Genomic DNA, 12289 nt, shown 5'->3' with positions numbered 1-12289 from the left:
TATGTTATCTAAGATACTTCTCATTTCTGGAAGTAATTTAGAAAACGCTTCGAGAATTTCCTTTTCCTATTCCAATTTACACTCACCTCTTATTTGAAAAGCATTCCTTTAAATTGAGAATAAATAGTTATACTGGATCTATCTAATGGTGATATTTGAATGAAGAATATTTTTGACTTTTAAATTTAATGCTTCTCAGTCGAATTAAATAAATCAAGAAGAGTAGAAAAACAATATAAAGTGCTACTAGAAGATAAGTAATTATTACTAAAGGACTACGTTTAACCTCTTTACCATCTTCATTTTTTTTCGTTTTTTTTAACTCTTTAGTTAAAGAATACTCTAATAATACCTTCTCATTTTGGTCTTTAATAACTAATAAGCCATCCATGTTAACTTCTGAAATGATCGGAATGTTAACTCCTGCTGTAAAAAACAGATCTTTATCAATATTATATCCTTCTGCACCTTGAATTGTTGTAAGATCTACTTCAGAAAATTTCTGCGTTAGAAAATGAGTAAAACCAAAATCTAATAAACTAGTGGTGTCCGCATATGCAACTTCAGAAGAGTTCGCTTTTAAAGTGACCGCTATTAATTCAGTTTCTCCACGTTTCGCCGTTGTGACCAATGTAGTCCCAGATTGATCAACATAACCATTTTTGCCGCCATTAACACCCTCATATCTCCATAACATTTTATGATGATTATAAAGCGTTGTATCCCAGCCTTCTCCAACCCAACGTAGTTCTTTTGTTCGGAAGATTTCTCTAAACTCCTTATTTTTCATTGCATACTTAGTAATCATTGCCATATCATAAGCAGTTGTTTGGTGATTAATATCAAACAAACCATGAGGATTTTTAAAAGTACTGTTAGTAATTCCGATTTTTTCTTTTGTGAACCGATTCATTTCATTACTGAACGATTCCACACTACCTGCCATATGTTCGGCAATCGCCACTCCCGCATCGTTTCCTGAATTGATTAATAACCCCTGCACGAGTTTTTTTAAAGATACTTGTTCCCCTGGTTCAAGGTATACTCTCGTTCCTTCTGTATCTCGAGCGTTTTGACTAATTAGAACTTTATCTGACAGGTTACCTTCTTCAATAGCAATTATTGCTGTTAAAATTTTTGTGATACTGGCAGGATACATACTTTGATAACTATTCTTCTCATAAAGAATTTCTCCTGTAGTTCCTTCAATTAAAATCACAGATTCACTGGATATATTACCTGGAGAGTTACTTGAAGCTGCAGTAGAAAATGGGCTTAAGAACATGAGTAAGATTATGAAAAATAAAATACTAATGACTAAGACGATTCTTTTGCTGAATTTCATTTTTCGTTCCTCTTTTGATTAATTTCTCAGGAGTATAACATTTAAATATGAATTTTTTATGCAGTGACGGTTTGTCCATTTAGATAAATAATGAAAGAATTATGCAGTTTTTATGGATTTTCGCAAAATACGTTTATATGACCACTCAATGGGTACACTTTTTATGTAATTAAATCCCTAATAACGAAAGGATGATGATGTATGCATGACACGTACCAACAATGTATTGATGAATGTCTGGCCTGTATGAAAGAATGTAATCATTGTTTTGACGCATGTTTAAATGAAGAAGACGTAAAAATGATGGCGGAATGTATCAGGTTGGATAGAGCCTGTGCAGATATTTGTTCCTTTGCTGCTACAGCGATGAGCAGTAACAGTCCGTTCATAAATGAAATCTGTTCCCTTTGTGCTCAAATTTGCGAAGCATGTGGAAATGAGTGTAAAAAACATGATCATGAACACTGTCAGCGATGTGCAGAAGCTTGTTTTAAATGTGCGGAAGCTTGCCGTAGGATGGTAAGTTAATAAAAAGAATCACTAACGAATCGGAGTGGAAAATTCTTTTTACGTGCAATCTCAACTGAAGAAAAGCAAAATATTTAAAGATAGAAAAAGAAGCTGACATTTGTCGGCTTCTAATTTTTTAAGGGAATATGCATTTGTTATTATTTGTCCTGTTTTTTAGATACGTTATAGTTTCCTTATCGGATGAACATGGCAATTCGAAAACTTGCTCATACCTCTCAGAACCTTTTCCTGTAATAAACACCCAATCTTTTGATCCATTAACTTTTCTCCAAGCAAAACTAATCGCTTGGGTTCGGTCTGGAATTACAACAATAGGAAGATCAAGGAACCGTTCTTTTAATTCATTTAAGGAACTAATCATGGACTCTTCTTTTTCTCCGTTTAAATCATCTAGTGTTAGTATGATTAAATGACTAAATTCTTTAGAAGAATCTATCATAACCTCTCTCTTTGTTACGTCTCTTTTACCTCTAAAACCAAGAACATGTATGATTTGTTCTGCTTGTTCGCGCTCTGCAATTTCTAAACAGTAGTGAATTGCATCAGCAGTATGTGCATAATCAATGACAAATGAAGCCCCATTATGATGCGTATATGTTTCAAATCTACCCGGGACACCAGAGAATGACTGTAATGAATGATGAATGGATTCGATGTTATGACCCATTATATTACTTGTCAATATCGCAGTCATCATGTTCCATCCGTTATGGATACCTGGAATGGTACACTTTATTAGATAAGGATTGCCATCCATATAATATTTGAACTCAGAAAAGTACGAGGGTATTATCTCTTTGACTGTTAAACTATTCTCACCTACCCCCATTGTGAAATGAGGAATTTTAGATGTAGTCAACATATCTGCTAGCTTGTTTCCCCAATCGGTGTAAGTAGCTATAATGGCTTGTCCTGTTGGTTTTAACTGAGCAAAAAGCCTCGCTTTAACCTGAAAATACTCCCACATATTTTTATGATAATCCATATGATCATGACTTAAATTGGTGAATATAGCAAAATCAAAGTATATGCCTTCTATACGATTCTGTTCGATGCCGTGTGAAGAAACCTCCATGATTACAACATCATCATTACTTTTCGCAATCAGTTGGTTTAATTCAATCGAATCAGGGGTCGTATTTTTAGATTGAATTACCTCGTTGTTAATAATCGTATTTACAGTGCCAATTAGTGAGCAGGTTTTTCCTTGCATTTCTAAAATATGCTTAAGCATATAAGCAGTGGTAGTCTTGCCATTCGTTCCTGTAATACCTATCATTATATGTTTTTTATAAGGGTAGCCATAAAAGCAGCTTACTAGTTTTGCTAGTGCCTTTCTGCTGTCTGTTACTCTAATATAAGGAATTTCAGTTGATTGATAATCTGATTCTCCTATGATAGCAACTGCTCCGGAATCGACTGCATGTTTAATAAAATCATGACCATCTACTTCATATCCATTTATAGCGACAAACAAATCTCCTTGTTCAACAAACTTTGAATTTGACTTGATCCCTTTTATGCCTATCCTGCACGCTTGTGGATAATCCTCTATTGATATATTTAATTCTTGAAGTAATGTTATTAATTCCATGGATTCTGCTCCTTATTTGTTTAACCAAAAATGAAGTATACCTGATAAAAGATAATTTATTAATTAACTGCTTTTCCTTGATTAACAAGTTTGATCCATCTTTCACCATTGTAAAAATACACATCTTTTTTAAAGGTAGTAAAAACGATGTTTTTATCCACTGGATTCTTAGCTAAATAAGATATGGCATCTTCCTGGAGTGTCGGAATACTTATCTCCTTTTCCGAACTATCATTTATATTGATTTCTGTAAGGAACGCTTTATTCTCAAACCCACCTACTAAGAGTGAATTTTTATTAGTAAACGTAAGTGATGTAACTTGTTTCATGTTCGTCAGTTCTTCAAATGTTTTACCCTTATTTCTTGATAGATGAACCTTATTTTGAGAACTTATTGCAACGACATTCGTATCAGTAGGATGGACCGCAATACCTGTGATCTCCCCCTCTACATTTGTTAAGTCACTTTCATTCCATGATTTAGCATCGTCATTGGAATAATAAAGACCATCTGATGGCATTCTTGAATTAGCCATAGAAGTATAGGCATACAAGACATGGTTTTCGTAGCCTGCAGCGAGAAAATGGAAATCCGTTTCGCCTTCTAAGCCAAGCAGTTCGATTTCCCCACCTATCTCTTTACTTCTTACGATTCCTAACGGGTCTGGTTTGTCTGAATCATTTCCTGGATGGCCGCTGCTATAAAAACCATCATCCACCATTGAAAAACCCATATAATCATTTTTCTCACCAGGTGTTGCTTGCCATTGTTTGTTCATCGTATCGTACTGCTTGATTCCATCATGTGCAGGTATAAAGATCTTTTTTCCGTCATTTGAATATCCTACCCCATGGATATCCGTGAACGTTACACTTGATTGTTTATCATTGAATGTAAATAAAAGTATTAAAACCAAAACTAAGCTAATCGCTGCAAGAATTAAAATACCCTTAAGTTTAAATGGCTTTTTTGTTGTTTTTTTCTTTTTAGCCATAATTTACCTCTCCTTCATAAACAAAGAGAAAAACCTCTTGAGCGAGGTTTTTCATTCTGAAATATTATTTACTTTACCTTCATCCTTGTAAAAAGGTTTGAAGTTATTATATTTCACCATGGTCATCATACCAGCTGAGGCATGATGTAAATCATGGCAGTGGAACATCCAGTTACCTGGGTTATCAGCTACGAATGCAACCTCATATGTTTCTCCAGGCTTTACATTTAGTGTATCTTTCATTAATGGTGCTCCTTCTACAGGTTTTCCATTCTTACTTAATACTTGAAAGAAATGGCCATGTAGATGCATTGGGTGATCAGATTTATCCATACTTTTGTTTGTTAAAGTGACTTTGACTTTATCACCCTTATCCACCTTTATATTTTCAGTCTTAGGATAAGTATTCCCGTTTATGGTGTACTTCATCTCACCGGAATCCATATCAGTAGCAAGGTCCATTTTGTATTCTAAATCGAAAGAATCGTTTAATGAGAAATTCCCTTTAATCTCTTTACCAAACTCATCTGGTTTCACCATGCCCGCATCTTTTTTGTGAGCAACAGGCTGCACCGCCTCTTCTTCGGCTTGGATATTTATCCTCATGTCTTTAGATGCATCCATCTCACCATGGCAATCGATTGTTACGGTTTCACCTGTTGCAATGAACTCTATATCATACCTTTCACCAGGTGCAACTTCAAGTACCTTATTTTCCTGTTCGATTGGTTGATTCACGGGCTGACCATCAACGTTGGTTACTTTAAAATTCAATGGAATATGAATTTTATGAGACATATATCCGGCATTTACAAATCGGAGTTTTACTTTTTCTCCTTTTTTCGCTATAAGGGGTTTACTTTTATCATATGACTTACCGTTTATTGTATATATATCATAAGAAGACATATCATGGTCCATACCATTCATTGAACCGTTATCGGAAGATTTGCTGTCTTTATTTTTCTTATCCCCCATGTCCATATTGGAATGATCCATACCTTCCATATCTTCTGTATCTGACTCATTCATATCCATGTTTGAGTGATCCATTCCATCCATTTCTTCGGATTCTTGCTTTGGATTGGACTCCCATTCATCTAAAACAAGTGAATAATCTCGATCATACTGTTCATCATCTTTAGATTCAACGATAAAGACTCCATAAAGCCCCTTATCAACCTGATTTACGCTGTCTTGATGGCTATGATACCAATACGTTCCAGGGGTATCTGCGACAAACTGATACGTATACTCCTTGCCTGTTTCAATAGCATCTTGTGTGACTCCGGGAATACCATCTTGTGTATTCGATAAAGGGACACCGTGCCAATGTATACTTACAGGCTTCGGAAGTTCATTCTTGATTGTAACCTTTACCCCTTCACCTTCTTTTACTCTAATCTCTTGCCCAGGGACGCTTCCATTATAAGTCCAAGCTTCAATGGTCTTACCGGACTTCAATTCCCAATTCTCTTTTTTTGCAGTAATGGAGAACTCTTTAATTGTTTTACCTTCTAAAATTTCTTCTTTTGCTTGTACCTTATTTTCATTAGATTGATCTTTTGAACCCTCTTGGCTACAACCTGTTATAACCAAAATGAGTACCAGTAACATTAAAGAAATCAACCATTGCTTTTTCATTGGTTTTCCCTCCTCAAATTAACCGTACTAAAAAAATATGCAATTTTTATGGAGCAACCTAATAAGTTCATAACTCTTCAAATCACGAAATAAATAAAAAAAGTACCGAACAATAAATCGGTACTTTTCATAAAGAGTAACCTACTCTTTAATAGAAATCCTTCATCCACCTTTGATGCAGGTCATCTTAGAACTATTTACTCTTCTATTTAACTCATCTAATAAAATAGTTAGAGTTCTTTCATTCACTACTGAACATAGTTTTTCGCCATTATTAATGGATATATTAAACCTTTCAAAAACTTCACTAGTATCTTGCCATACCTTAACGATATCCACTACAGACATGTTCGGCTGGATAACCATCAACTGCTCCTCCTATGAATAAAGTATTTTATTTATTATCCTGAAATCTCGCAAATGACTTAACGTCATACGTATAAGCTAGAGCTTCATCTAACTTTTCGTCAGACTTAATCTTATCGATCAGTTGTTTTCCCTTTTCAGGAGTCATCTCTTTATACCAGTCTCCATCCGGGTAGACTACGACTGTCGGTCCCTCTTTACATCTTCCGTTGCAAAAGGTTTTAGTAGTATGAATTTTGTTTAATAACCCTTGATCTTTAATTTCTTGTCGAACGGTATTCGTAACTTCCTCAGCCCCTTTTTTGATGCAGCTAGCTCCGTTACACAATAACACGTGTTTTGAAACGCCAGAAAGTTCCATAAAGTGCTTCACCTCGTTCCCGAGAGATAGAACGTAAAATTTACTTAACTTCTACTACAAATGGATAAACATTCACTTTTCCATTTATCTTAAATTCACCCCAAATTTTATATATACCTGGCTGGTCAAATTTTGTGGCAAACTTTGTATCTGTTTCCGATGCTGGGTGGACGTGAACATACTCATCTCCACCTTCGTCTAATATGACTACATGACCAAGCGCTCCTAGATAGGGCTCGGGTTTGTTTTCTTTTAGATCAAAATCCAACACAATTTCTTCACCTGATGTAAAGGTTTCAGGACTCATGGTTAACTTGTAGCCATTGACTGTTTTAGTGAACTCAGTTTCTGGCTTTAACGAATCATGTTCACCGTGGGCATCACCAGCGCCAACCTCGATTGGAAGTGGCTGCACCTCATAGTTTTTATCTTTTGGTTTAATGTCTATGAACGCTTTATAGCTTCCTTCTTCCAGTTTGTGCTGTATGGTAAACACACCATTCCCTTTTTTCTCGGGATGAATGTGGTAATACTGCTGCAGTTCATCATTTACGATGATCAAATGCATCAGTTTCTCATGATCGATCTCTAATTCCTCTACTGGGTTTCCCTCTTTATCTTTCAACTCAATATGGATTAAATTGTTTTCGTAATGCAGAGTTGGTGTAATATCACTATTTTTTGATACATTGCCTTGGCTCTCCCCATGATCACCATGTCCAGCCTCCTGCTTTTCCTTATCTTTTGTATCAGATGAATCAGATGTATTCTGTTCTCCAACATGACCAGCATGTTCACTAGTCGATGGTTCTGCGTACTTTGCAAATACGGAATAGCTCCCGATCACTATAACGAGTATCAATACAGCCGACAATGTCCACCTTAAAACGATATTGTCCTTCATAGAATTCCCTCCTTACAGTTTTACTTTTTGTAAACGAAGTGCATTAAGAACAACTGACACCGAGCTGAATGCCATCGCAGCTCCTGCAAGCCATGGGGCAAGAAAACCTAGTGCAGCAACAGGGATGCCTAACACGTTATAAGCAAAAGCCCAGAAAAGATTTTGTTTGATGTTTCGTATTGTCTTTTTACTCATGTAGATGGCATCTGCAATGCTGTTCAGATCGCCACGAATCAGCGTTACATCAGCTGCCTCCATCGCAACGTCTGTACCTGTGCCAATCGCCATCCCAATATCCGCTACAGCTAGTGCTGGAGCGTCATTGATTCCGTCTCCGACCATGGCCACTTTATTACCTTGCTCCTGTAGCTTTTTCACCTCATCTGCTTTTCCTTCAGGAAGAACTTCAGATATGACATGATCAATCCCCACTTGTTTAGCAATGTATTTAGCTGTTTGCTGATTATCTCCTGTGATCATGATAACTTTAAGACCCATTTCTTTTAATCGAGAAATCGCATCTTTTGATGTTTCTTTGATCGTATCGGCTACAGCGATAATTCCTGCATATACTCCGTCTATCGCCACGAGCATCGCGGTTTTACCGGCTTTTTCAAGTTCCTCCATCTGATTATTAGAATCATAGATGGTAACGTTGTTTTCTTTCATTAATTTTCGTGTACCGATGAAAAGTGTTTTACCTGCAACTACAGCTTTGATACCAAACCCAGGAATAGCATCAAAATCCTCCGAACTCGATAACTGGATTCCCTTATTGGTGATTCCTTCTACAATAGCTTGCGCCAATGGGTGTTCAGAATTTTTCTCTGCTGAACCTACTAGTCTTAACACTTCTTCTTCACTGAATGATGGTTCCACAATAATATCTGTAAGTTCTGGAGTACCGTTTGTAACCGTACCCGTTTTATCTAAGATCACAGTATCGATTCGATGAGTGGTTTCTAAGTGTTCTCCACCCTTAAATAAAATACCAAATTCAGCTGAGCGGCCAGAGCCTGCCATGATTGAAGTAGGAGTCGCTAATCCTAATGCACAAGGACACGCGATAACAAGGACAGCAATCAATTTTTCAAGCGCAACAGCAAATTCTCCGGGACTTACCCAAACAAACCAGATAATGAAGGTAAGAACAGCGATGCCTACAACTATAGGCACGAATACACCAGAGATTTGGTCAGCTAGACGCTGGATCGGTGCTTTTGAACCTTGTGCTTCCTCAACGACTTTTATGATTTGAGCCAGGGCCGTATCTTTCCCTACTTTTGTTGCCTTTATTTTTAGGAACCCGTTTTTATTAATGGTTGCACCGATTACCGTATCCCCTATTGTCTTATCGACAGGTACACTCTCACCTGTCAGCATCGATTCATCTAATGCTGAACGCCCTTCGATGATTTCACCATCGACCGGTACTTTATCACCTGGTTTTACATATACGATATCACCGGCTTCCACTTCTTCTATCGCTATTTCGATTTCTTTACCATCACGAACCACGATAGCTGTCTTAGCTTGCAGTCCCATCAGTTTCTTAATCGCTTCAGAGGAACGCCCCTTTGCTTTTGCTTCGAAAAGTTTTCCCAACACAATAAGTGTAATTAATATTGCCGATGTTTCAAAGTACATTTCCACCATCCCTTGATTGGTACCGATGGAAAGGATAGATAGGTACAGGCTATAGAAATAAGCTGCAGAAGTTCCTAATGCTACGAGTACATCCATGTTCGCACTTTTATTCCGGAGCGCTTTATAAGCTCCTACATAAAACTGTTTCCCTACAACAAACTGTACAGGTGTCGCGAGCGCCAATTGAACCCAAGGATTCATGAACATCTCAGGCAAATAGATAAAAGATGTAAACTCAAAATGACTAACCATTGCCCACAATAAAGGGAATGAGAGGATGACAGAAAAGATGAATTTTCCTTTCTGTTTCTCAATCTCCATTGCTCTATGATCAACCGATTCTTTGTAGTCTTCCTTTAGGGTTGCACCATATCCCAATTGGTCAACTTTTTTAATCATATCTCCAATAGAAACTTCAGATGGATTATATTGTACTGACCCGGTTTCTAATGCTAGATTAACGTTAGCTTTAATCACTCCGGGAAGTTTGTTTAACCCCTTTTCAATCCTTGTTGCACATGCTGCACACGTCATGCCAGTCAAATTGAATTCAGCTTTTTCAGTGACGACTCCATATCCGAGATCTTCTATTTTTTTCTCGAGATCGGCCACCTTTAAAATTTGAGGGTCATAAGAAACGGTTGATTTTTCAAGAGCAAGGTTTACGTTCGCTTTCTCGACTCCCTCTAACTTGTTCAAACCTTTTTCAATTCGGATCGCACAGGCTGCACAGGTCATACCTGATATTTGTAATGTCGTTTCTTTTGTACTCATGGTTTTCATCATCCCTTCGATATACCTATATGGGGTATATTTCAACTGAAAAGAAAGCGTGCTATGATAAGCACGCGATTTATTTTACATCGTAACCCTGATCATCGATCGTCTCTTTGATCTCATCCAGGTTTACTTTTGAAGAATCATATTCTACCTCAACGATACCTTCTTTAAGGTTTACTTTAGTGTGTGAGACACCGTCTAACTTTCCAACGCTTCCTTCAATAGCAATTATACAGTGGTTACAAGACATACCTTCTACTTTTAATGTGGTTTTTTCCATTGATATCTCTCCCTTTTATTTCATCAGTTTTTTAACAGTAACTAGAAGTTCATCCAATACTTCTTGATCGCCTTCTTGAATTCTCTCTACAACACAACTTTTCAAGTGGCCCTCAAGAAGAATTTTTCCAACACTATTTAATGCTGATTGAATCGCTGAAATTTGAGTGATAACGTCGTCACAGTAAGTGTCACGGTCAATCAACCCTTTAACACCTCTAATTTGCCCTTCGATCCGATTTAATCGTGTGATCAGATTGTTCTTTATTTTATCGGAATGATGACTCTTCCGTTCGTTCGTATCACAACATTGATCATTATTTAGATCATCTGGTTTTACTATTTCCATCAGATAACCTCCTTTATTTACTTTAATTTTACTATACCCCCCTACCCTATGTAAAGCCCGATTTTAATTTTTTTTTTACTCATATAAAATGTGCATTTTTTTTCGAGTTTATAATGAACTTGCATAAATCGATATCTTCCTCTCATAACTTAGAATGAAGGAATGGACAAGGAGGGCTTAAATGTCAATTTACATTTTAGGGGTTTTAGTGATTTGTACAGCTTTAGTTTTTCTATCATCTTTTTTTTATAAGTCTAAAGATTCCTTAATGAACAATATGGTTTACGTAATGGCTTACACTATGAGTATGGGTCTGACCGCTGGATTTTATTTAGGCGTGTACTTTAAAGATAATTTGCTGTATGCCACACTTTTCTCAATATTATTAAGTGGTCTAGCAGGTTTATTAATTGGGTCTAAACTTCATTTCCATCTAATGATTGAAGGACTTTTTTCAGGTATAATGGCCGGGATGATGGGTGCCATGTTAACAGTAATGTTAAGTTTTAAACAAGCACAGATATTGGTAATGATAGGAATCTTACTTACTGTAGGAATAACAATTTTATGTATTCTACAATTCTTATCAGAAACACTTAAACATCAAATTGAAAGATACTTTAATGTCATCATGCTTTTTGGCTGCGGACTGCTGCTTATGGTTTTTTTAAAATTTCCTGATGATATTATTAAACCACATGAAAAAGCTCAAACGCAGCACGAACAACATTCTTCTACATCAGCTAATAAGAATGAGGATAAAAAACTTGAACAGGAAGAAGTTTTCAATTGGGAGGTAGGAATAAAAGATTATAGATACCTTTCATCAAATGCTAGTTTAAAAAAAGATCAAAAAGTACTCTTAACATTATTAAATGATGATTCAGTTGAACATGATATTGAAATTTCTTCTTTTTCGTATGAGAATGTAGAAACATCAAACACTCAATCGGAACATGATCATGCTATGTCAAATGAAGATGATTCTGTCTTTCATCTACACGTTGAACCAAATCGATCCAATCAGGTATCGTTCATTCCTAAAGAAGCGGGTGTCTATACGTACTATTGTACAATCCCGGGACACAAAGAATCTGGCATGATAGGAAAAATAAAAATTTCGTGAAAAAACCCTCCGGAATGGGGGGGTTAAATCTGTTTATGATTTTGTAAATTGATGGATTACTTTCATTAACTCACTTACAGCTTCAGTTCCTTGGTTTGAAGAAATAGCATCCTTAACACAATGGTGTGTGTGGGTTTCTAATAAGTTAAAGCCCACTTTTTTTACCGCTGCGTTGATTGCACTCAATTGTACGATAATGTCAATACAATAGCGTTCATCGTGAATCATGTTCTGAATGCCGCGTACCTGACCTTCAATTCGTTTCAATCTATTCAACATTTCTTCTTTTTCTTTTTGTGATCTAGTTGTGTGTTTTTCTTCTGCAGCAGTTGAATCACAGCAACCGTGTTGTTCTTCCATAATGTTTT

The 12289-nt window shown here is 36.5% G+C and carries 13 protein-coding genes; 2 read left to right on the top strand and 11 right to left on the bottom strand.

Features of this window, described 5'->3' with window-relative positions; genetic code table 11:
• Positions 1 to 142: 142 nt before the first annotated feature.
• Positions 143 to 1345 carry a D-alanyl-D-alanine carboxypeptidase family protein gene (locus IHV11_RS01895; protein ID WP_197129852.1) on the bottom strand — a complete coding sequence of 401 codons (1203 nt, stop codon included), beginning with the start codon at positions 1343 to 1345 and terminating at the stop codon, positions 143 to 145.
• A gap of 201 nt (positions 1346 to 1546) precedes the next feature.
• Here IHV11_RS01895 and IHV11_RS01890 point away from each other — a divergent pair, with 201 nt between their 5' ends.
• Positions 1547 to 1873: a four-helix bundle copper-binding protein gene (locus tag IHV11_RS01890; RefSeq protein WP_197129849.1), complete on the top strand. Its 327-nt coding sequence runs from the start codon at positions 1547 to 1549 to the stop codon at positions 1871 to 1873.
• Positions 1874 to 1991: 118 nt separating this feature from the next.
• Here IHV11_RS01890 and IHV11_RS01885 read toward each other — a convergent pair whose 3' ends face one another.
• From IHV11_RS01885 to IHV11_RS01845, 9 genes are all read right to left on the bottom strand, one after another.
• Positions 1992 to 3470, bottom strand: coding sequence for a UDP-N-acetylmuramoyl-L-alanyl-D-glutamate--2,6-diaminopimelate ligase (locus IHV11_RS01885; protein ID WP_197129846.1), 1479 nt, complete (start codon positions 3468 to 3470; stop codon positions 1992 to 1994).
• A gap of 59 nt (positions 3471 to 3529) precedes the next feature.
• On the bottom strand, positions 3530 to 4465 hold the full coding sequence (locus tag IHV11_RS01880; RefSeq protein ID WP_197129843.1) for a F510_1955 family glycosylhydrolase: 936 nt from the start codon (positions 4463 to 4465) through the stop codon (positions 3530 to 3532).
• Positions 4466 to 4516: 51 nt separating this feature from the next.
• Entirely contained in the window at positions 4517 to 6109 is a 1593-nt protein-coding gene (locus IHV11_RS01875) for a multicopper oxidase family protein (RefSeq protein ID WP_197129840.1), read from the bottom strand.
• Between the two features lie 162 nt (positions 6110 to 6271).
• The gene (locus tag IHV11_RS01870) at positions 6272 to 6475 is read right to left on the bottom strand and encodes a hypothetical protein (protein ID WP_197129837.1); all 204 of its coding nucleotides are present in this window, start codon (positions 6473 to 6475) and stop codon (positions 6272 to 6274) included.
• 28 nt (positions 6476 to 6503) lie between these two features.
• Positions 6504 to 6836, bottom strand: a complete 333-nt coding sequence (locus IHV11_RS01865; protein ID WP_197129834.1) for a (2Fe-2S) ferredoxin domain-containing protein — start codon at positions 6834 to 6836, stop codon at positions 6504 to 6506.
• A 40-nt stretch (positions 6837 to 6876) separates the two neighbouring features.
• Positions 6877 to 7740 (bottom strand): hypothetical protein, encoded by an 864-nt coding sequence (locus IHV11_RS01860; RefSeq protein WP_197129831.1) that lies wholly within the window; start codon positions 7738 to 7740, stop codon positions 6877 to 6879.
• A gap of 12 nt (positions 7741 to 7752) precedes the next feature.
• Positions 7753 to 10161 carry a heavy metal translocating P-type ATPase gene (locus IHV11_RS01855; RefSeq protein ID WP_197129827.1) on the bottom strand — a complete coding sequence of 803 codons (2409 nt, stop codon included), beginning with the start codon at positions 10159 to 10161 and terminating at the stop codon, positions 7753 to 7755.
• A 79-nt stretch (positions 10162 to 10240) separates the two neighbouring features.
• The gene (gene copZ / locus IHV11_RS01850) at positions 10241 to 10447 is read right to left on the bottom strand and encodes a copper chaperone CopZ (protein WP_197129825.1); all 207 of its coding nucleotides are present in this window, start codon (positions 10445 to 10447) and stop codon (positions 10241 to 10243) included.
• Between the two features lie 15 nt (positions 10448 to 10462).
• Positions 10463 to 10795 (bottom strand): metal-sensitive transcriptional regulator, encoded by a 333-nt coding sequence (locus IHV11_RS01845; protein ID WP_197129822.1) that lies wholly within the window; start codon positions 10793 to 10795, stop codon positions 10463 to 10465.
• Between the two features lie 181 nt (positions 10796 to 10976).
• On the opposite strand from IHV11_RS01845, the gene IHV11_RS01840 reads away from it, so the two are divergent.
• The gene (locus IHV11_RS01840) at positions 10977 to 11921 is read left to right on the top strand and encodes a cupredoxin domain-containing protein (RefSeq protein WP_197129820.1); all 945 of its coding nucleotides are present in this window, start codon (positions 10977 to 10979) and stop codon (positions 11919 to 11921) included.
• A gap of 33 nt (positions 11922 to 11954) precedes the next feature.
• On the opposite strand, the gene IHV11_RS01835 is transcribed toward IHV11_RS01840, so the two are convergent.
• On the bottom strand, positions 11955 to 12281 hold the full coding sequence (locus IHV11_RS01835; protein ID WP_197130047.1) for a metal-sensing transcriptional repressor: 327 nt from the start codon (positions 12279 to 12281) through the stop codon (positions 11955 to 11957).
• Positions 12282 to 12289: the final 8 nt, after the last annotated feature.

It is taken from the genome of Fictibacillus sp. 26RED30, from assembly GCF_015903845.1.
GTDB lineage: Bacteria > Bacillota > Bacilli > Bacillales > Fictibacillaceae > Fictibacillus > Fictibacillus phosphorivorans.
The sequence above is the reverse complement of the archived record's forward strand: the minus strand, read 5'-3'. Positions and strand labels throughout refer to the sequence as shown.